The organism is Miniphocaeibacter halophilus (assembly GCF_016458825.1).
In the GTDB taxonomy this organism is placed as follows: Bacteria; Bacillota; Clostridia; order Tissierellales; family Peptoniphilaceae; genus Miniphocaeibacter; species Miniphocaeibacter halophilus.
Map to the genome: position 1 here is coordinate 1,337,177 of NZ_CP066744.1, position 22,943 is coordinate 1,360,119.

The following is a 22,943-nucleotide window of genomic DNA, read 5'->3' on the forward strand; positions in this document are numbered from 1 at the left end:
AATTTGATAAACATAACAGATTTAAGTTTAAGCTTTCAAGGGCAAAAATTATTTGACGATGTTAATTTAACATTTTCAAAAGGCAATTGCTATGGAGTAATAGGGGCAAACGGAGCAGGTAAATCTACATTTTTACGAATATTACAAGGAGAATTAGAACCTGATACAGGAACAATTGCAATAGATAAAAATGAAAGAATGTCGGTTTTGGAACAGGACCATAATCAATTTGACGACGAAAAAATAATAGATGTAGTAATATCCGGCAATCCAAGATTAGTAGAAATAATGCATTTAAAAGATGAGCTATATGCAAAACCGGACTTTAATGAAGAAGATGGAATAAAGGTGGCGGAACTAGAAGAAGAGTTTTTGGAAATGGATGGCTGGGAGGCAGAATCCGAAGCTGCAACTATTTTACAAGGCCTTAACATAGATGTAGACAAGCATAATAAATATGTAAGGGAATTAACAGGTAGGGAAAAAGTAAGAGTCTTACTGGCAAAAGCCCTATTCGGAAAACCGGACATACTTTTACTAGACGAGCCTACAAACGATTTGGATATTAAGTCTATACTATGGTTGGAAAACTTCTTAATAGACTATGAAGGAATGGTTATAGTAGTTTCCCATGACAGATATTTTTTAAACAATGTATGCACCCATATGGTAGATATAGACTTTAGAAAAATAAAAATATTTGTTGGAAACTATGACTTTTGGTATGAATCCAGTCAATTAATGTCTAGACTAATAAAAGAACAAAATAAGAAAAAAGAAGAAAAAATAAAGGAATTACAAAGTTTTATTCAACGTTTTTCTGCAAATAAATCAAAATCAAAACAAGCAACATCAAGAAAAAAACTACTGGATAAAATTCAAATAGAGGATTTACAACCATCAACAAGAAGATATCCCTTTGTAGGATTTGAAATGGAAAGAGAAGCTGGAAACCAAATTCTAGAAGTAAACGAAATATCCAAAACCATAGATGGAAGAAAAGTTTTAGATAATGTAAGCTTTAGGGTAAATAAAGATGAAAAAATAGCCTTTATTGGAGATGAGATATCCATAACTAGCCTATTTAAAATACTAGTAGGAGAATTAGAAGCAGACGAAGGCAGCTATAAATGGGGGCAAACTATTACAAAATCATATTTTCCAAGGGATAATAGTTCCTATTTTGACAATACTGGACTAAACTTAATCGATTGGTTAAGACAGTATTCAGTAGAACAGTCAGAAATCTATATACGAGGCTTCCTAGGAAGAATGTTATTTTCAGGAGATGACGCCTTAAAACCGGCGGATAAACTATCAGGTGGAGAAAAAGTAAGAATGATGTTGTCTAAAATGATGATGTTTGGTTCAAATGTACTATTATTTGACCAACCAACAAACCATCTGGACCTGGAATCAATAATTGCCCTTAACAACGGTTTAAAAGCCTTTAAGGGAAATATTTTATTTACTTCCCATGACACAGAATTTATAAATAGTATAGCCAATAGAATTATTCAACTGGACGAAAAGATAATTGAAGACAGAAAAATGAATTATGAAGAATTTATAGAAAGATTTATAGGAAAATAATACCATATACTATAGAAGAAAATAAGAAAAAATTATTAAGAAAGAAGGGGGCAACCTTCTTTCTTTTATTGAAAAAACATATAAAATATAAGAAAATTATTATTTGAAAAATTCAATTATATTAGTAAAAAACAACAGTGATATATACAAGGAAATATATATGATTTAAGTAATTAATAAATAACTAAAATAATATATAAAAATATAACTATAATATAATTATTTATACTATATGGGGAAAAGAGGGTAAAGCTTTAAATCTACTATATTAAATAAAATAATTTAATTGTGAAATCTTATTAAATATATAAAAATATTGCTATTTTAATAAGGGTATAAAAGAAATGAACTATAAGATAAAACAACCTATGATATAATAATAGTAAAATATTAAACTTTATTAACATTGTATTTATATAAAAAACATATTGTCAATAATAAGTTAAAAGACATTTTTATTTTAAATACAGTTAATAAAAAATAATTAATATTAATAATAAAATGGAGGTTAAAATGAATAGTAAGAAAAGTGGAAAATATTTTCCACAAGCTTTAAAGAGTTTTATTTCTTTTATGCTAATACTTTCAATGGTAATAACTCCAGGCTTATTACCTACAGTAAGTAAAGCGGAAGAAGAAACAGGACAAGAAAACAAATATTTAACAGCGGAAGATATACTTGAAAATTATATAGCAGCAACAGGAGGTCCATTAGAGCAAACACAAGATTATAAGTTTGACTATAGCGAACCTGCTCCGACATACGGACAGCTTTCAAATGTTAAATTTATTCAAACAGCATCAGGAAAGTTAGGAGGTCACGCCTTAGATTCTGAAGGTAAGGTTTGGTCTTGGGGATATAATATTGCTGGAAGGACAGGAATAGGCAAAACAGAAGGGGAACAAAACTACCTTGGCGGAATGATGCAAATTCCATATTTTGTAGATAAGGGTATAAAAATAAAGAAAATAGCTGCAGGTTATGAAACAGGTTATGCATTGTCAGAAGGTGGAGACGTTTATGCTTGGGGACGTGGAACGGAAGGACAGATGGGAGCTGGTTTTAATAGATTAATAAATCCTACTCCAATAAAAGTAGAAATTGATAAGAAAATAGTAGATTTTTATCCAGCTAAGGCAAACCAAGCACATCATATAGCAGCAGTAGATGTAGATGGTGATATTTGGATGTGGGGTTATGCTGACAATGGCAGAATTCCAGGGGAAGCAGGATATGTAAACATTCCTGTAATGGTTTCAAAACCTAAGGGAGTAAAGTTTACAAAAGTTTCACCAGGAGATAATTATACCTTAGCATTAGCAGATGATGGCACAGTATGGTCTATGGGGAATAGAGTTTATGGTGCTTTAGGTGATGGAAAAACTTCAGGAATTACTACAGAATTTAATAAAATAGAAACTTTATCTAATATAATTGATATAGATTCTAGCTATTCTAGAAATCTTGCACTAGATGGTGATGGAATTGTTTATGAGTGGGGACAAATTTTTGGAAAACCAGATAGAAATATATCTATTCCAGAAAAAATTAAAATAGCTAAAGAAGATGTTGGTAACAAGTATGATCCAATTGCTAAAAAAATCGCAGCTGGAGAATCTGTATCATTTTTCATAGACCAACATGGAAGGTCTTGGGCATGGGGATATAGTAGATATTTCGGACAAGCTAGAGAAGGTGGATATGAAACAGCTAATGACATTAGAACCAATGAAGCTCGTTTATATCCTAGAATAATTGGAGATGGGGATACACAAATATATGATAAAGATGCAAAATTCCCTAAATACGCGACTGAAACAAATAGTAAAACAGCAAATATAACATATAAAGGCTATGGTTTTAACTCCCTTCATCCAACAGTATGGGATGAAAAATATATGCTTAAAGATGAGAAGGGAAATGTTCTTGATAATTATGGAAATCAATTAGAATATCAAAAAACAACTAATATCTTATCAGGTCGTAAAGCTGGATATTATTATAAAAAGGGAACTAATGAAAAGGGAATGCCTGCAATCGATCCTAAAGAAAAATGGATTGATCTTACATTTCAACAACCAAGTTATATGGTAGATATATCAACAGAACGTTCTTCATCAGTGTTTTTAGATGCAGATGGAAATTTATTTAAAACATCTAATGATGGATCAGGTTCCGTTGCTTGGGGTTGGGACTATGAGAAAGGTTATGATCAAAATGGAGATGCTAAAAGAGGTCTCTATGATAGATATATGTATGAACTTGTGCTTATGAGAGGCTTACCGGGACTAACAGCTGAACCAGAATTAGAAAGATCAAAAGTTGCATATATAGGTAAAGAAGTAGAAGGACAGGAAGAACTTGATTATACAGAAGTAACAGAAGATACAACTGTAAAAGCTGGAGAAGCAATCAAATATGTAATCAAGGTAAAAAATCCTGGAGAAAAAGAAGACAAAGAAGTAAAAATCGAAGATACTCTACCGGAAGCATTAACAGAAATAGATGTGAAAGGTTTAGTAGAAGGAATTACCTATACAGAACCTAAATATGATGAAGATGGTAAAGTAACACAAGCAGGTAAGATAGAAGGTACTGTAATATTAAAACCAGGTGAAGAAATAGAAATCACCATAACAGGAAATGTGGCAGAAGATGCAAAAGTAGGAACAAGTTTAAAGAACACAGTAGTTGTAAATGGTGAAGATATACCAACACCAGAAATAGACGTAGATAGATCCAAGACAGCATATGTAAATGATGTTGAAGTAAAAGAAGATACAACAGTAAAAGCTGGTGATGCTATCAAATATGTAATCAAGGTAAAGAACACTTCTAAAGTTGATGAAACAGAAGTTGATGAAGAAGGAAACCCTGTTAATAAAGACAAAGAAGTAGAAATCGAAGATACTCTACCGGAAGCTTTAACAGGAATAAAAGTAATTGTAGAACCAGAAGCTTTAAAAGATAAAATCAACTATACAGAACCTGAATTAAATGAAGATGGTAGTGTAAAAGTAGCTGGTAAGATAGAAGGTAAAATAACATTAAAACCAAATGAATCAATAACTATTACAATAACAGGAAATGTGGCAGAAGATGCAAAAGTAGGAACAAGTTTAAAGAACACAGTAAATATTGATGGTGAAGATATACCAACACCTGACATAGATGTAGGAGGACTTGAAAAATCCAAGACAGCATATGTAAATGATGCTGAAGTAAAAGAGGCAACAAAAGTAAAAGCTGGCGATGCTATCAAATATGTAATAGAAGTAAAGAATTCTACAAAAGAAGACAAAGAAGTAGAAATCGAAGATACTCTACCGGAAGCTTTAACAGGAATAAAAGTAATTGTAGAACCAGAAGCTTTAAAAGATAAAATCAACTATACAGAACCTGAATTAAATGAAGATGGTAGTGTAAAAGTAGCTGGTAAGATAGAAGGTAAAATAACATTAAAACCAAATGAATCAATAACTATTACAATAACAGGAAATGTGGCAGAAGATGCAAAAGTAGGAACAAGTTTAAAGAACACAGTAAATATTGATGGTGAAGATATACCAACACCTGACATAGATGTAGGAGGACTTGAAAAATCCAAGACAGCATATGTAAATGATGCTGAAGTAAAAGAGGCAACAAAAGTAAAAGCTGGAGAAGCAATCAAATATGTAATCAAGGTAAAAAATCCTGGAGAAAAAGAAGACAAAGAAGTAAAAATCGAAGATACTCTACCGGAAGCATTAACAGAAATAGATGTGAAAGGTTTAGTAGAAGGAATTACCTATACAGAACCTAAATATGATGAAGATGGTAAAGTAACACAAGCAGGTAAGATAGAAGGTACTGTAATATTAAAACCAGGTGAAGAAATAGAAATCACCATAACAGGAAATGTGGCAGAAGATGCAAAAGTAGGAACAAGTTTAAAGAACACAGTAGTTGTAAATGGTGAAGATATACCAACACCAGAAATAGACGTAGATAGATCCAAGACAGCATATGTAAATGATGCTGAAGTAAAAGAGGCAACAAAAGTAAAAGCTGGCGATGCTATCAAATATGTAATAGAAGTAAAGAATTCTACAAAAGAAGACAAAGAAGTAGAAATCGAAGATACTCTACCGGAAGCTTTAACAGGAATAAAAGTAATTGTAGAACCAGAAGCTTTAAAAGATAAAATCAACTATACAGAACCTGAATTAAATGAAGATGGTAGTGTAAAAGTAGCTGGTAAGATAGAAGGTAAAATAACATTAAAACCAAATGAATCAATAACTATTACAATAACAGGAAATGTGGCAGAAGATGCAAAAGTAGGAACAAGTTTAAAGAACACAGTAAATATTGATGGTGAAGATATACCAACACCTGACATAGATGTAGGAGGACTTGAAAAATCCAAGACAGCATATGTAAATGATGCTGAAGTAAAAGAGGCAACAAAAGTAAAAGCTGGCGATGCTATCAAATATGTAATAGAAGTAAAGAATTCTACAAAAGAAGACAAAGAAGTAGAAATCGAAGATACTCTACCGGAAGCTTTAACAGGAATAAAAGTAATTGTAGAACCAGAAGCTTTAAAAGATAAAATCAACTATACAGAACCTGAATTAAATGAAGATGGTAGTGTAAAAGTAGCTGGTAAGATAGAAGGTAAAATAACATTAAAACCAAATGAATCAATAACTATTACAATAACAGGAAATGTGGCAGAAGATGCAAAAGTAGGAACAAGTTTAAAGAACACAGTAAATATTGATGGTGAAGATATACCAACACCTGACATAGATGTAGGAGGACTTGAAAAATCCAAGACAGCATATGTAAATGATGCTGAAGTAAAAGAGGCAACAAAAGTAAAAGCTGGCGATGCTATCAAATATGTAATAGAAGTAAAGAATTCTACAAAAGAAGACAAAGAAGTAGAAATCGAAGATACTCTACCGGAAGCTTTAACAGGAATAAAAGTAATTGTAGAACCAGAAGCTTTAAAAGATAAAATCAACTATACAGAACCTGAATTAAATGAAGATGGTAGTGTAAAAGTAGCTGGTAAGATAGAAGGTAAAATAACATTAAAACCAAATGAATCAATAACTATTACAATAACAGGAAATGTGGCAGAAGATGCAAAAGTAGGAACAAGTTTAAAGAACACAGTAAATATTGATGGTGAAGATATACCAACACCTGACATAGATGTAGGAGGACTTGAAAAATCCAAGACAGCATATGTAAATGATGCTGAAGTAAAAGAGGCAACAAAAGTAAAAGCTGGAGAAGCAATCAAATATGTAATCAAGGTAAAAAATCCTGGAGAAAAAGAAGACAAAGAAGTAAAAATCGAAGATACTCTACCGGAAGCATTAACAGAAATAGATGTGAAAGGTTTAGTAGAAGGAATTACCTATACAGAACCTAAATATGATGAAGATGGTAAAGTAACACAAGCAGGTAAGATAGAAGGTACTGTAATATTAAAACCAGGTGAAGAAATAGAAATCACCATAACAGGAAATGTGGCAGAAGATGCAAAAGTAGGAACAAGTTTAAAGAACACAGTAGTTGTAAATGGTGAAGATATACCAACACCAGAAATAGACGTAGATAGATCCAAGACAGCATATGTAAATGATGCTGAAGTAAAAGAGGCAACAAAAGTAAAAGCTGGCGATGCTATCAAATATGTAATAGAAGTAAAGAATTCTACAAAAGAAGACAAAGAAGTAGAAATCGAAGATACTCTACCGGAAGCTTTAACAGGAATAAAAGTAATTGTAGAACCAGAAGCTTTAAAAGATAAAATCAACTATACAGAACCTGAATTAAATGAAGATGGTAGTGTAAAAGTAGCTGGTAAGATAGAAGGTAAAATAACATTAAAACCAAATGAATCAATAACTATTACAATAACAGGAAATGTGGCAGAAGATGCAAAAGTAGGAACAAGTTTAAAGAACACAGTAAATATTGATGGTGAAGATATACCAACACCTGACATAGATGTAGGAGGACTTGAAAAATCCAAGACAGCATATGTAAATGATGCTGAAGTAAAAGAGGCAACAAAAGTAAAAGCTGGCGATGCTATCAAATATGTAATAGAAGTAAAGAATTCTACAAAAGAAGACAAAGAAGTAGAAATCGAAGATACTCTACCGGAAGCTTTAACAGGAATAAAAGTAATTGTAGAACCAGAAGCTTTAAAAGATAAAATCAACTATACAGAACCTGAATTAAATGAAGATGGTAGTGTAAAAGTAGCTGGTAAGATAGAAGGTAAAATAACATTAAAACCAAATGAATCAATAACTATTACAATAACAGGAAATGTGGCAGAAGATGCAAAAGTAGGAACAAGTTTAAAGAACACAGTAAATATTGATGGTGAAGATATACCAACACCTGACATAGATGTAGGAGGACTTGAAAAATCCAAGACAGCATATGTAAATGATGCTGAAGTAAAAGAGGCAACAAAAGTAAAAGCTGGCGATGCTATCAAATATGTAATAGAAGTAAAGAATTCTACAAAAGAAGACAAAGAAGTAGAAATCGAAGATACTCTACCGGAAGCTTTAACAGGAATAAAAGTAATTGTAGAACCAGAAGCTTTAAAAGATAAAATCAACTATACAGAACCTGAATTAAATGAAGATGGTAGTGTAAAAGTAGCTGGTAAGATAGAAGGTAAAATAACATTAAAACCAAATGAATCAATAACTATTACAATAACAGGAAATGTGGCAGAAGATGCAAAAGTAGGAACAAGTTTAAAGAACACAGTAAATATTGATGGTGAAGATATACCAACACCTGACATAGATGTAGGAGGACTTGAAAAATCCAAGACAGCATATGTAAATGATGCTGAAGTAAAAGAGGCAACAAAAGTAAAAGCTGGAGATGCTATTAAATATGTAATCAAAGTTAAGAATACAGGAAATATAGAAGCCAAAGAACTATCAATAAAAGATACATTACCAAAGGCATTAACAGATATAAATGTAGATATAAAAACTACACCAGAAAATTTGGATCATGATATTAAATATGAAAATGGCGAGATAGAAGGTACTGTAACATTAAAATCAGGTGAAGAAATAGAAATCACCATAACAGCAAAAGCAGCAGAAGTATCAACTGTAGAAGAAAGTAGTATAAAGAATACAGTAAAAATTGGTGATGATGATATAACTACACCAGACATAGATATAGAAGTACCTGAAGACCCAACAGATCCAACGGATCCAACGAAACCAACAGATCCAACAGATCCAACGGAACCAACAGATCCAACAGATCCAACAGATCCAACAGATCCAACGGAACCAACAGATCCAACGGAACCAACGGAACCAACAGATCCAACGGAACCAACAGAGCCAAGTAAACCGGGAAAACCAATAGGTACTATAAAAGAAATAACCTTAGTTGGAGGACCTAAGACCTTAACCAAGAATGTAGAAAATCAGTTAATGGACTTTGTACAACACAGACTGTCTGGAAAAGACCGTTATGGTACATCAGCAGATGTAGCAAAGGAATATAACAAATCCAATATAGTATTACTGGCAAGTGGAGAAAAATATACAGATGAATTAACAGCAACAGTACTTGCAAATAAATTAGATGCGCCAATAATGTTAACAAGAAAAGATGCTATTCCGGCAGAAGTAAAAGCAGAAATAAGTAGACTTGGAGCGACTAAAGTAATATTAGTAGGCGGAAATAATTCAATATCTGAAAAAGTAGAAAAAGAACTATCTGCTTATACAGTTGAAAGAATTGGTGGACCGGACAGATATGATACAGCAATACTTGTAGGAAACCAAGTTAGAAGCTTAACAGGAAGTAAAACAGAGGCAATATTAGTTGATGGAACAAACTTCCCAGATGCTATAGCAATGACATCTATGGGAGTAGAACAAAATATGCCAATACTGTTAACAAAACCAAGGGAGTTACCAGCAAGTACAGCAAAAACAATAAAAGACTGGAACTTATCTAAGGTTACTATTGGTGGAGGAGTTAATTCAGTATCAGGTACAGTAGCAAATGAAGTTAAGAAATTTGCAACAGTAGATAGAATAGCTGGTGCTGACAGATACGAAACATCAGTATTAGTAGCAGAACAAGTATATGTAAAACCAAAACATGCAGTAATAGCAAGTGGAGAAGTATTCCCAGATGCAATAGTTGGAGCACCATATGCAGCAAAGAACGGTTATCCAATAGTATTATCCAGAGGAAATTATGTTCCAGAAGTTGTTATGGATTATGTACTTGGCAATAGATAGTAATAGTAGTATTTTTCTTTAGTTATAATAAAAATAAAGAAAAATATTAGGGAAAATAAAAACTCCTTCTGGATTTATTACAGAAGGAGTTTTTTAGTTATAAAATTGTAGTAAACGTAAAAAGACGAGAAATAAATCTCGTCTTTTTAAAAAGGAAGTTTGTATATGAAAAAGTTTATTAACTTTAACTATATATTACATTAAGAAGCTTAAATAATTCTTAAAATATTAGGAAAAAATACAAGAAAATATTTTATTCTAATATATGAACATAAAAAGACGAGAAATAAATCTCGTCTTTTCTTAAAAAGGAAGTTGTATATGAAAAAGTTTATTAACTTTGATTATATATTACATTAAATAGCTTAAATAATTCTTAAAAAACTAGGAAAATTTAAAATATTAATTATAAAATGTAAAAAGACGAGAAATAATCTCGTCTTTTTAAAAAGGAAGTTTGTATATGAAAAAGTTTATTAACTTTAACTATATATTACATTAAAAAGCTTAAATAATTCTTAAAATATTAGGAAAAAATACAAGAAAATATTTTATTCTAATATATGAACATAAAAAGACGAGAAATAAATCTCGTCTTTTCTTAAAAAGGAAGTTGTATATGAAAAAGTTTATTAACTTTGATTATATATTACATTAAATAACTTAAATAATTCTTAAAAAATTGGAAAAATATTAATATTAGATATTTTGTTGTAATTGGGTATAAGTTAAAGTAATAAGTTATTTAAATATTGTACTACTGACTTTTAAAATACAAAAAGATGGGCTTTAATCCCATCTCTTTTCTTAAAAGGAAGATAATATGAAAAAAAGTTTTATCTTTGACATTATTAATATACAATATTTTACTTAAAATATTCTTAAAGATTATACATAAAACTTAGTGAGGTTATAAATGAAAAGTAAATTTAGTATTAAAAATAATTTTGTGTTAGCAACTATAGTTGCCTTGGTTATTTCCTTTATTGTGTTCTATATTTACCTACCACCGATTAATTTGTATTCTATTGATTTTTATATGTTTTTAACGGTAGTAGTTATTGTTTTTTTATTGTCCTATTATGTGTTTTTCACAAGAAACAAGAAGGATGTTTTCAAATTTTCTAAAATTGGAATTGGAATTCTAGCGATTGGATGGGGAATATTCCTAATTATGAATCTATTTTCCCTTGTTCCATTTCATGCGAGAAGATATGCCAATATTATAAAAAAAGAAGATGGGATTTTTAGTGAAGATGTTGAGCAGGTGGATTTCGATAGAATTCCGGTAGTAGATAGGGACACAGCAGTGAAGTTAGGGTCAAGAAAAATGGGGGAAATTGAAGACTTAGTATCCCAATATGATATTGATCAAACTTACAGTCAAGCTACTGTTAACGGCAAACCTATGAGAAATACTCCCTTAATTTATTCCGATATTATAAAATGGTTAAAAAACAGTAAAAATGGAATTCCTTATTATATTTCTGTCGATATGGTAGAACAGGATGTAGAGTTAAAAAAATTGGAGAAACCAATTAAATACTCTTTTTCAGATAAATTTTCAAGGGATATTAAAAGACATATGCGCTTTAAATATCCAACAGCTTTAATAGATGAAATAAATTTTGAAACAGATGATGAAGGCCATCCATTTTGGGTAGCTTCTACTGTAAAACCTACAGTTGGTTTAATTGGTGGAATGGATGCAAATTCAGTTATAGTTGTTGATGCAGTTACTGGTGATACAAATAGGTACAAGGTTGGGGATGTTCCTGAATGGATAGACAGGGTTTATTCAGCTGATAGAATTGTTGAACAACTTACTTGGAACGGAAGGTTACAAGGAGGGTTCATTAATCAATATTTTGGTCAAAGAGGAGTTACTGAGCCAACAGATGGATATAATTACCTTTCTCTAGGAAATGACATTTATCTTTATACAGGAATTACATCTGTCTTAGCAGATGAATCCAATATTGGTTTTGTACTTGTTAATATGAGAACTAAGGAGACTAAGTTCTTCCCTGTGTCATCTGCCGATGAAAAATCAGCCATGGCTTCTGCAGAAGGTGCAGTACAAGAGAAAGGCTATAATGCAACTTTCCCAATTTTAATAAATTTATATAATAGACCGACCTATTTTCTATCATTAAAGGATAATGCCGGATTAATTAAGACATTTGCTTTTATTGATGCACAAAATTATCAAAATGTTGCAACAGGAAGCACAATAGAACAAGCTTTAGCAATTTACGATTCGACTAATATAGACAGAGAAATAGATGAATCGGCTTTGGAGGATATGGAAATAACAGTAAGGGAAATCTACCCTGTAACAATAGAGGGAAATACAAGTTATTTCATTAGGGCTGACGGAAGCGAATTAGTATTTGTGGCTCCAATAAAGGCAAGTACAAAATTACCATTTGTAAAAATTGGTGATAAATTAAATGTTACTGGAGAGAATTTAGGAACCCAGTTTAATATTAATTCAATTAAGGATTAAAACTAGCCGGTGCAAGAAAGCATCGGCTTGTATTTTAGTAAGTTAGATTAACAAAAAATAGATTTTAATTATAAATTTTAAGAGGTGGATTATGAAGTTAGATTACCATATACATACTGACTATAGTGATGATTCTTGGTATCCAATGGAAAAAGTAGTACAAGATGCAATTAATTTAGGTTTAAATGAAATTTGCTTTACAGATCATGTTGATTATGGAGTAAAAATTGATTGGACAGATAAGGGAACTCCTAGAATACATGAAGGTAAGGAAATTAGAAATGTTGATTATGAAAAATACTTTGCAGAAATAGAAGATTTAAAAAATAAATATTCTGGTAAAATAAATATAAAAAGTGGTTTAGAATTTGGAGTACAAAGTCATACAATAGATAAGTATGAAAAACTATTGAAAAAATATTCTATGGATTTTATTTTATTGTCGATTCATCAAGTTAGGGATATGGAATTTTGGACAGGGGAATTCCAAAAAGGTAGAACAGATGAAGAATGTTATGATGAATACTATGGAGAAATGCTAAATGTAGTAAAAAACTTTAAAGGTTATTCCTGCTTGGCCCATATGGATTTAATTAGAAGATATTTAGATAAAGAAGTGGATATGTTTGAGTATAATAGAGATATAATTAAAGAAATATTAGAAAGGACCATACGGGATGGAAAGGGTTTAGAATTTAATACTTCCAATGTAAGATACAAGGTAAATGGCCTAACTCCGTCTATTAAAATTTTAGAATTATACAAGGAACTTGGTGGCGAGATTATTACCATAGGTAGTGATAGCCACAAAGAAGAGGATTTAGGTTTTGGTGTAGATAGAGCAAAAGAGCAATTAAAGGAAATTGGATTTAAGTATTTTTGTACTTTTGCTAATATGATTCCTAAATTTCACAAACTATAATTTACGGTAAAATAATTAAATTAATCTAGGCTATTAATATTTGTATCTTTGACTTTAACGTGTTAAAGATATATACTAAAATGATTAATAGCTTATTGTTTTAAAGGGAAGTGATAAATTTGGGGACAATAATAAACACAGCCTTAGTAGTTCTAGGGGGAATATTTGGTACATATTTTGGACGTAAAATCTCGAAAAATATTCAAGAAAGCCTTATGAAAATTATAGGTGTGGCGGTTTTATTTATTGGAATTACCGGAACCTTACAATATATGTTGGTAATAGACGGAAATAATATTAAGACCCAGGGAACTATGATGTTAATAATTTCTTTAGCTCTTGGTACTATTGTAGGAGAAATTTTAAAAATAGAAGATAAAATCCATAGATTAGGTCAATGGATAAAGGGGAAATTCAATAAAAAAGAAGATAACTACTTTGTAGAAGGCTTTGTAAATACTTCATTAATAATTTGTGTAGGAGCTATGGGAATAGTTGGTTCAATTCAAAATGGACTTACAGGAGATTATTCAATGTTAGTTGCTAAAGGGGCCTTGGACTTTGTAATTGTTATGATTAATGGTTCTTTATTTGGAATAGGAGCTGCTTTTGCAGCAATGCCTATGTTTATATATCAAGGAGCCATAACTGTAATTGCCATATTAAGTGGAAATTTTATTGGAACAGAATTGATTAATAATATATCTATGGTTGGTGCTACCTTGGTTTTTTGCATAGGTATAAATTTAGTCTGGGGAAATAAGATAAAGGTTGGAAATTCCATACCGGCTTTATTAATTCCAATAATCTATAGTCTGTTTATTTAAAGGAAGGTAAAATGTATTAAAATATCTAAAAAGAAGGAGGAAATTATGGATTTTATTAAATTAGCAAAGGAAAGGTATTCTGTAAGGGATTATAAGGATAAAGAAGTTGAAGAAGAAAAAATCGACCAAATATTAGAAGCGGCTAAGGTTGCTCCAACGGCTTGTAATTTTCAGCCACAAAAGATTTTTGTTTTAAAAAGTCCGGAAGCTATAGAGAAAATAAGAAAAATTACTAAAAATGCCTATAATGCTCCTATTGTATTTTTAATTTGTGTTAATGAAGATGAAAGCTGGCAAAGTCCATTTACAGAAAATTATAATAGTGGAGTAATGGACGGCTCAATAGTATGCTCTCATATGATGTTACAAGCAAAGGATTTAGGACTTGATTCTGTATGGGTAGTTTCCTTTGATCCGGAATTAACTAAGAGGGAATTTAATATTCCGGAAAATTTAAGACCGGTTTGTTTACTTCCAGTAGGCTACGCTTCAGAAAACGCAAAACCTACTGATAACCATAATACTTTCAAGGAAAGAAATGAATTAGTTGAAGAATTATAAAACGAGAAATGTTATATTTCTCGTTTTTGTATTTTGTAGAAAAAGAAATTTTATACTTTCTCAAAGTATAATTGATTTTATAACAAAACCTATTGTTAAAATAATTGCAATTGCTGATATAGAACAATAAAGTAGAATTTTTTTAACATCTTGAATAGAAGATGGATAATTAGTTGAGGAATTATTTTTAATATCTTTGCCTAGTAAAATATAATCTGTACTAATATTATAAATTTCACTTAATTTTATAATATTATCTATATCCGGATTTCCTTGTCCAGATTCCCATTTAGAAATTGCTTGTCTTGAAATATTTAATTTTTCAGCAAGTTCTTCTTGAGAGTAGTTTCTTTCTTTTCTTAAATTTTGTAATCTTTCTGAAATCATAATAACCTCCTATATTTATTAATAGATTACCATAAATTCTTAGTTGCATACTACCAAACTAAGCTTAATAGCTGTCAACTAGTAGTTGCACAAATGATATTTATAGTAATTAGTAAATGTTTAGCTATTTATTATAAAAATACAATTTACAACTGGAGGTCCACTTTGTAAAAATTAGCATTAAATAAAAAAAACTGTAATTTTTATCCTGTTATATTAAGGCTAACAAATATATAACTTTCTTAATTTAAAGTTTAGATTTTTTATGATTTTCGAAATTTTATTTAAACAGTATTGTTATTGCAGCAATAATAATAAATAAAAAAACTCCCAGGGTTATTACCGACAAAACTATCATTAATATTTTAAAGAAAAAGTCAGAACTACTTTTTCCAGTTAATAAATAGTCAGTGGAAGTTCTATAGATTTTACTTAATTTAATTAAATTATTTATACTAGGTTCTTTTTCTCCGCTTTCCCAACTAATAATTTCCTCTGAAGAAATATTCAAATCCTTTGCTAAATTTTCTAAATCAATTTTTTGTTTTTCCCTTATTATTTTTAATCTTTCATGAAATTCCATCATATCACCTAAACTTTACTCTATTATCTTTAAACATTTGTATCATTTCAGCTGTTAAACTAATTAAGTCAGGGCTATTATACAATTCCTCCCTAGTAACCCATTTAGCCATAGAAAGTTCATTTTTGTCCAATACTATTTCGTCAGAGCCGTCTAGTTCACAGAAAAATCCAAATAATAGGGAGCAGGAAAAACTCCAAGGTTGACTTTTATAGTATGTAATATTTTTTACATTTAGTCCAACTTCTTCCATTACTTCACGACGTACTGTATCTTCTATATTTTCACCAATTTCTGCATAACCTGCTACTAGGGCATAGTTTTTATATTTACTTCTATTATATTTAGTAACCAATAATTTGTCTTTATTTATTATACCAACTATAACAGCAGGAGCTAAAAAAGGATACCTAATGTCATTACAATTACTACATACCATAGACCTGGAATTTTCACTATGGTACATTTTGCTGCCACACTTACCACAATACTTCGTGTTGTTGTACCATGTATTAAGTTGATATCCTGTTATTCCAGCAAAGGATAAGTATGTGGGCTTTGTTTTTCTTAAAATGAAATTTGAGTGTAGGGAATATTCTTTTAGTTTACTCGTATCTACATTTTCTGCTAAAAAATAGTTCCTATTGTCAATTGTAAATAAGAATGTATATTTTATGTTTTTCTCTTTTATTTCTTCTATTGTTGGATAAATTATAGTGTTATTTTCTTTTTTTAATAGAATTTTTTCCTTATTATAAATTAATGCTATATCCTCTTTTTTAGGTTTTATATTTTTGTATTCATTATTAAAAACATGAGGACAAATATCGTTAATCATTTTAATCACCAGCTTTATAAATATATTAACAGAAAGAAGTAATTAGAGCCATATAATTAATAAATATAGTAAGTTTATATATTTTTATAGGTAGATAATATATAATAGATACAATTATTTATGTGGGAGGGAAATTTGAATTTAAGAAAAAATGGATTTTATTTTATGATTATAGCAATAATAAGTGAATTAATTCTACCTTTTGTTCTTGGTTATTTTGTTGCAGACTTTAATCAAATAGTAAATGTAATAAGTAAATTTGGCGAAACAGAGGGTTTTGTAAATATAGTTTTTAAAATATGGGAAATTACAAATGGTATTTTGTTTTTTATGGCAATACCGGCATTTTTTACTAGATTTAGTAACACTTCAAAAAAACTGGCTAAATACTTAAGTATATCAATAGGGGTATTTTCCTTAGGAGATTGTATTCTTACAGGATTATTTGATAATTCCATGTTGAATTTTAAAATTATTAATATAGGAAAGTTAATTCATGGTTCAGCTTCCTTTATGGCTTTTGTAGCTATAATTATAGGAATTTTAATATTAGGAAGATTATATAGTTTAGAAAAGAATAAGAAAATGGTAAATATAACAATTATAAATTTTATATTAGTAGGAATCTTTATGGTTTTGTTTGCAGTTTCTAAATTTGAGTTTTTCTATATTATTGCCGGTAGATACAGGGGCTTGTGGCAGAAACTCTCCTTATTATTTACTTTCTTACCATTTTTTATAGTAGCTGTAAATGGAGTAGTAGATAAAACATTGATTAGAAACAATTAAACAAGGAGATAATATGGAAATAGAAATTATTAGCAATGAGAATAAATTATGGAATAAAGTTATAAATTATGCTGATAATTGTTCTTGGGTGGCAGGGAAATTCCTAGCTATTAATATGAGAAAAAACAATTTTACAAGTTGGGAAAGAGTAATAGCTGTTATAGATAATAACAATATTATAGGATTTTCTACTCTAACAAAAAAAGATGGAAATCCCAATTTAGAGTACGGTCCTTTTATAGGTTTTGTCTTTGTAGATGAAAAATACCGTGGCAATAGAATAAGTGAAGAGATGATAAATACAGGACTAGAATATTTTAAACTACTAAACTTCAATGAGGCTTACATTATAAGTGAAGAAAGTGGTTTATATGAAAAATATGGATTTAAGGTAGTTCAAGAAAAACAGAATAATTTTGGCAATATTGAAAAAATTTTCAAAAAGGAATTGTAGTATATTAAATATATAGACAATGGCAATAGTATGAACAATTTCTATAAGAGGAAATAATAATTGTTATTATTTTCTCTTATCTTTTTGTTAATATAATAGTGTGATATAATTTTTATATTGGGAAAAAGTTTCCAAATATTTCTTATTTAAGGGGAAATTTAATGATAGTTATAGAAAATAATAATTTGGATCCGGCATATAATCATGCTTTAGAAGAGTATTTATTTAATAATTTCAAGGAAGATATTTTTATAATATGGAGAAATAGACCATGTATTCTTTTAGGGCGTAATCAAAATATATATAAGGAAGTAAATATTGACTACTGTATTGAAAACAATATGGATATTGTAAGAAGACTTTCCGGAGGAGGCACAATTTATTGTGATTTAGAAATAATCCAATATACTTTTATTACAAGGGAAAGGGAGGGGAATTCCTTTAGTTATTTTACAAAACCTATAATCGACTCTTTAGATAAACTTGGCTTAAAGGGAGAGTTTACAGGTAGAAATGACCTTATAATTGACGGAAAGAAGTTTTCAGGAAATGCACAATATCATAGTAATGGGAAGGTTCTTCATCATGGTTCAATACTGTATGGTGGGAACATGGAAAATATGAAAAAGGCCCTTAGACCAAATCCATTAAAATTTGTTGGTAAAAATGTTAATTCTGTTTCAGCTAGAGTTGGAATGTTAAAAAACGAAATGGATTTATCGGTTACAGAATTTATGGACCATATTAAAAAAACGGTCTTAGAAGATTTTAAAATTAATAAAATAAGCAAAATAGATGAAAAAACAGAAGATGAAATTTTAAAAATAAAAACTAAAAGATTTGCTTCAGATAATTGGAATTATGGGAAAAGTCCAAAATGCGGTATAAAACACTCTGTTAAGCATAACTTTGGCATTGTAGAATACGGAGTATCCCTTGCTAATGGAGTAGTTGACGATATTATAATCAATGGGGATTTCTTTGGTAAAGACGATATAAAGAAATTTTCTGAAAGGCTAGTAGGTCTTAGATTTACAGAAAAAGATTTTAAAAATGCCCTATATACCAATAAAATATCCGATTATATTGATGGGATGACATCTGAAATTTTCATTAACGATATTTTTAAAAGAGAAAGTATTGAAAGAAGCAATATTTTAATAGAGGATATTAATTGTAAGAAGGAGTGTCTATGATAGTTGTAAATAGTCCATATAATAGAATTGCATATAATCTAGCTGTTGAAAACTATGTTTTTAATAATTATGATGATGATATTTTTATGGTGTGGAGAAATCAACCTTGTGTTGTAATTGGTAGAAACCAAAATATATATAAGGAAGTAAATATTAAATACTGTGAAGAAAACAATATTGAAATAGTAAGGCGACTTTCAGGTGGGGGAGCGGTTTTTCAGGATATGGAAGTTATTCAATACAGCTTTATTACAAAGGAAAGGGAAGGAAATTCCTTTGAATATTTTACCAAGCCTGTTCTTATAGCCTTAGAAAAACTTGGACTACATGGAGAATTTACAGGAAGAAATGATTTAGTTATAGATGGTAAGAAGTTTTCCGGTAATGCTCAATACCATAGACATGGTAAAGTATTACATCATGGAACAATACTTTTTGGTGGAAATTTAGAACATTTAAAAAATGCTTTAAAGCCAAACCCTTTGAAATTCGTTGGTAAAAACGTTAAGTCCGTATCTTCAAGAGTAGGAAGACTAAAGGATGAAATAGATTTAACGCCACAGGAATTTATGGACCATTTAAATAAAACTGTAATGGAAGTATTTAATATTGACCATATTACAGAGCCAAATGAAGAGGAAAAGAAAAAAATAGAGGAAATTGTTTCTGAAAAATTTGGTAACGATAATTGGAATTATGGAATGACTCCGAAATTTCAAATTGAACTTGCTGAAAAACACGACTTTGGCATAGTTGAATATGGAATATCCTTAGACAAGGGTAAGGTAAGTAAATTTGTCATAACAGGTGACTTTTTTAGCAACGATGAAGTTGACAAGTTAACTGAAAAATTCATAGGATTAAATTTTACAGAAAGTGAATTTAAAAAAGCTTTAGAAGGTGTTAATGTAGGTTTTTATATAATAGGAATGACAGAGGAAATTTTTATAAAGGATTTATTTAAAGAAAGATAGGGATGAAGTAAATGAAAATAAAAAGAAAACCGGAATGGATGAAGCTTAAAATTCAAGGAGGAGGAAATACTGCAGAAGTAAAACATCTGCTAGATGACTTGAATTTAAATACAGTTTGCACCCATGCAAATTGTCCAAATAAAATGGAATGTTATGAAAGAAGAACAGCTACATTTATGATTTTAGGAAGTGTGTGTACAAGAAATTGTAAATTCTGCGATGTTACCCATGGAAAGCCAGACCCTGTAAATGAGCAGGAACCCAAGAATTTAGCTGAAGCTGTTAGAAGACTTAATCTTAAACATGCAGTTATAACATCTGTCGATAGAGATGATTTAGAAGACGGTGGTGCTAAACAGTTTAGAGATGTAATTAGGGAAATAAGAGCATTGACTCCGGGAGTAACAGTTGAAGTATTAATTCCGGATTTAAAGGGAAAAGAAGAATTAATGGATATAATTTATGATGAAAAACCAGATGTTTTAAATCATAATATAGAAGTAGTACCGGAATTATATGATAAAATAATGCCAGGTTCTAATTTTGAAAGAAGTTTGAAAGTCTTAGACTATGCTAAGAAAAAAGGTCTTGTAACAAAAACGGGAATTATGGTTGGACTTGGAGAAACAGAAGAACAAATGATAAATACTTTTAAAAGATTAAGGGAAATAGATGTAAATATGATAACAATAGGACAGTATTTACAACCATCATTAGAACATGCAGAATTAAAAGAATATGTAACTCCGGAACAATTTAAAAAATATGAGGACCTTGCCTATGAAATGGGATTTTTAAAAGTAGCATCAGGTCCCTTTGTAAGAAGCTCATACCATGCTGAAGCAATAAAATTATAATATGAAAATTAAATAATAAATTCAAAGTACACCCTAGGGTTAAATACATAATTTACTCCTAAGGTGTATTTTTATTTAAATAATTTTAAATATAGTTAAATTTTTATCCCTTATGATATAATGTATTAATATAAATCAAATAGATGGGGTTGTTATGAAAAATATACGGTTTTATTTACGAGTTATACTTATGTTAGGAGTTACTGTTTCAGTTCTTTACTGGAGTAACAACTATATGGCATTTAATATGGCTTGTATTATTTGTTTAGTTTTTTTCTTAGTAAATAATGCACTATCACAGGTTACAAGAAAAGAAAAAGTTTTATATTTAATTATTTATACTATAATTATGGCTTTTCAAATAATTGCCAATAATTTTATTTTTTATTTTTTTGCAAATGACGAAAAATTCTTTTTAATATACAGAATAATAGGAATTGCATTAATTCTTACGCCATTTTTTATTAAGCGAATATTAGTAAAAACTGGGCTTGTTTTTTTAATATATCCATATTTTAATAGATTTTACTCTTTTACCTATTCTCAAATTATGAAGGATAGAGATATTATTACAGGAAAGATTGAGCTGGTAAAAAGAGCGGGAACTACAATAACAAGAGAACAAATAAATGAAATAATACAGGATATACCAAAACACAATGCTTTTTCATATATAAATAATAAAAGTCTTTCAGAAGAATATTTTAAGAAGGCTTATTCTACTGTAGACAATGGTTATATATATATTGTTATATCCAGAACTAAAAGTTCGGCTAGTGAAATAATAGGAGCCTTTACAAATAAACTATATAATCATGTGTCATTATCCTTTGATGAAAAACTAGAAACTATTATAAGTTATAATGGCGGTGGAGGTGTCTATTCACCGGGACTAAATCCGGAAGAATTGGAACAATTAATTGAAAATGAAGGTGCTTCTATAATAGTATATAAATTAAAGGCAGATTCAATACAGAAAAGAACTATCATAGAAAAGGTTAAAGAAATAAATGAAGTAGGAAGTTCCTACAATATTGCCGGAGTTTTTCAATACTCCCATAAGCCAAATATTATGTTCTGCTCTCAATTTGTATATTTAATGTTGGAAATAGCAGGTTTAAATTATTTTAATAAAAATATTATGAAGGTTAAACCGACGGATTTTATAGAGCTGGATTATTATAGAAAATTAGAATATATTAATAAAATTGAAATAAAAAAAGAAGTAGTTGAATATAAAAGAGACTAAAAAAGGGAAGTTTTAAAACTTCCCTTTTAACCTTATTAAATAAACTATTTAATACTTTAGAAACCTCAGCCACAGGAAGTTGGTTCTTCTTGTGAACTTTCATCAATAGCAACAATAACCTTAATGTTTTCTTTTTCTAAATCCCCATTAACCATATCAAAGAACTTTATTGCAAGTTCAGTAGGATATGAATTCATATGAATATCTATTGTAAATTCATTAAATTCATCATCTGGATAAACATGTTTGTACTGTTTGCTTCTTATATATTCTACATAAGCATTAATTTTATTTTGTAAATGCTCTAAATGTTGTTTCTCATCGTCAGTAACCCAATTAAGAGTGTCATTAATCAATAATATTAAATCACTTTCATTTCTATTATTAATTCCTAAACCATCGACTTGAAAATATTCATTAACTGCCATAATAACCTCCAAAAAATTATTCAGGTAAAAAAACCTGTATAATTATATACCCAATTTTTCAAATCTAAATATACTATTTAGTAATTAACAACCTCAGCCTGAAAAATTTTGTTTAGAGTATGATAGCTTAAATGTGATTTTGTTTTCTTTAAACTCATCCTTATATTTTTCTAATAAATCTAAAGCAGGTTGTGGAAGTTCATATTCATATATATATTTAATAATAAAACTAGAATATTGGTTATTTTTAAATAAAGAATCAAACTTTCTTCCCCTTATATATTCAATGTAGTATTTAATCTTATTTTCCAAATGATAAAGATGTGTACCTTCTATTTCTTCATTCCATAAAAGCGAGTCGTTTATATGCAATGTAAGAACTTCTTTATTGTCTGTTTCAAATCCGTCTATTAAGTATTGTTCAGTAATGCTCATAATAACCTCCTCTAGCTATATATATTTATAA

17 protein-coding genes are annotated in these 22,943 nt (G+C 29.6%); 12 read left to right on the forward strand and 5 right to left on the reverse strand.

The genetic code is table 11. From position 1 onward, the window contains the following. Positions 1-3: 3 nt before the first annotated feature. From JFY71_RS06530 to JFY71_RS06555, 6 genes are all read left to right on the forward strand, one after another. On the forward strand, positions 4-1,593 hold the full coding sequence (locus tag JFY71_RS06530) for an ABC-F family ATP-binding cassette domain-containing protein (protein WP_243660018.1): 1,590 nt from the start codon (positions 4-6) through the stop codon (positions 1,591-1,593). A gap of 513 nt (positions 1,594-2,106) precedes the next feature. Next, positions 2,107-9,903, forward strand: a complete 7,797-nt coding sequence (locus JFY71_RS06535; protein WP_243660019.1) for a cell wall-binding repeat-containing protein — start codon at positions 2,107-2,109, stop codon at positions 9,901-9,903. A 916-nt stretch (positions 9,904-10,819) separates the two neighbouring features. Further along, a complete protein-coding gene (locus JFY71_RS06540; protein WP_243660020.1) occupies positions 10,820-12,412 on the forward strand; it encodes a hypothetical protein in 1,593 nt (530 codons plus the stop codon). A 91-nt stretch (positions 12,413-12,503) separates the two neighbouring features. Beyond that, positions 12,504-13,334 (forward strand): histidinol-phosphatase HisJ family protein, encoded by an 831-nt coding sequence (locus JFY71_RS06545; protein ID WP_243660021.1) that lies wholly within the window; start codon positions 12,504-12,506, stop codon positions 13,332-13,334. Between the two features lie 119 nt (positions 13,335-13,453). Then, positions 13,454-14,161 (forward strand): DUF554 domain-containing protein, encoded by a 708-nt coding sequence (locus JFY71_RS06550; RefSeq protein WP_243660022.1) that lies wholly within the window; start codon positions 13,454-13,456, stop codon positions 14,159-14,161. Positions 14,162-14,206: 45 nt separating this feature from the next. Next, positions 14,207-14,722, forward strand: coding sequence for a nitroreductase family protein (locus JFY71_RS06555; protein ID WP_243660023.1), 516 nt, complete (start codon positions 14,207-14,209; stop codon positions 14,720-14,722). 60 nt (positions 14,723-14,782) lie between these two features. Here the strand turns inward: JFY71_RS06555 and JFY71_RS06560 are convergent, their stop codons facing one another. The 3 genes from JFY71_RS06560 to nudC all read right to left on the reverse strand — a co-directional run bounded on the left by JFY71_RS06560 (position 14,783) and on the right by nudC (position 16,530). Then, positions 14,783-15,109 carry a helix-turn-helix domain-containing protein gene (locus JFY71_RS06560; protein ID WP_243660024.1) on the reverse strand — a complete coding sequence of 109 codons (327 nt, stop codon included), beginning with the start codon at positions 15,107-15,109 and terminating at the stop codon, positions 14,783-14,785. A 280-nt stretch (positions 15,110-15,389) separates the two neighbouring features. After that, positions 15,390-15,695, reverse strand: coding sequence for a helix-turn-helix domain-containing protein (locus JFY71_RS06565; protein WP_243660025.1), 306 nt, complete (start codon positions 15,693-15,695; stop codon positions 15,390-15,392). A 1-nt stretch (position 15,696) separates the two neighbouring features. Beyond that, positions 15,697-16,530, reverse strand: coding sequence for an NAD(+) diphosphatase (gene nudC, locus JFY71_RS06570; RefSeq protein ID WP_243660026.1), 834 nt, complete (start codon positions 16,528-16,530; stop codon positions 15,697-15,699). 135 nt (positions 16,531-16,665) lie between these two features. Here nudC and JFY71_RS06575 point away from each other — a divergent pair, with 135 nt between their 5' ends. From JFY71_RS06575 to JFY71_RS06600, 6 genes are all read left to right on the forward strand, one after another. After that, positions 16,666-17,319, forward strand: coding sequence for a DUF998 domain-containing protein (locus tag JFY71_RS06575; protein ID WP_243660027.1), 654 nt, complete (start codon positions 16,666-16,668; stop codon positions 17,317-17,319). A 13-nt stretch (positions 17,320-17,332) separates the two neighbouring features. Next, entirely contained in the window at positions 17,333-17,773 is a 441-nt protein-coding gene (locus JFY71_RS06580) for a GNAT family N-acetyltransferase (RefSeq protein WP_243660028.1), read from the forward strand. Between the two features lie 161 nt (positions 17,774-17,934). Then, a complete protein-coding gene (locus JFY71_RS06585; RefSeq protein WP_243660029.1) occupies positions 17,935-18,969 on the forward strand; it encodes a lipoate--protein ligase in 1,035 nt (344 codons plus the stop codon). Next, a complete protein-coding gene (locus tag JFY71_RS06590) occupies positions 18,966-19,943 on the forward strand; it encodes a lipoate--protein ligase (protein WP_243660030.1) in 978 nt (325 codons plus the stop codon). Before JFY71_RS06585 ends, JFY71_RS06590 begins: the two co-directional genes overlap by 4 nt. 11 nt (positions 19,944-19,954) lie before the next feature. After that, on the forward strand, positions 19,955-20,800 hold the full coding sequence (gene lipA / locus JFY71_RS06595; RefSeq protein WP_243660031.1) for a lipoyl synthase: 846 nt from the start codon (positions 19,955-19,957) through the stop codon (positions 20,798-20,800). A gap of 154 nt (positions 20,801-20,954) precedes the next feature. Beyond that, positions 20,955-22,049, forward strand: a complete 1,095-nt coding sequence (locus tag JFY71_RS06600) for an RNA-binding protein (RefSeq protein ID WP_243660032.1) — start codon at positions 20,955-20,957, stop codon at positions 22,047-22,049. Positions 22,050-22,114: 65 nt separating this feature from the next. On the opposite strand, the gene JFY71_RS06605 is transcribed toward JFY71_RS06600, so the two are convergent. Continuing rightward, on the reverse strand, positions 22,115-22,477 hold the full coding sequence (locus tag JFY71_RS06605; protein ID WP_243660033.1) for a DUF6572 domain-containing protein: 363 nt from the start codon (positions 22,475-22,477) through the stop codon (positions 22,115-22,117). A 93-nt stretch (positions 22,478-22,570) separates the two neighbouring features. Further along, positions 22,571-22,912 carry a DUF6572 domain-containing protein gene (locus JFY71_RS06610; protein ID WP_243660034.1) on the reverse strand — a complete coding sequence of 114 codons (342 nt, stop codon included), beginning with the start codon at positions 22,910-22,912 and terminating at the stop codon, positions 22,571-22,573. Between the last annotated feature and the right edge of the window lie 31 nt (positions 22,913-22,943).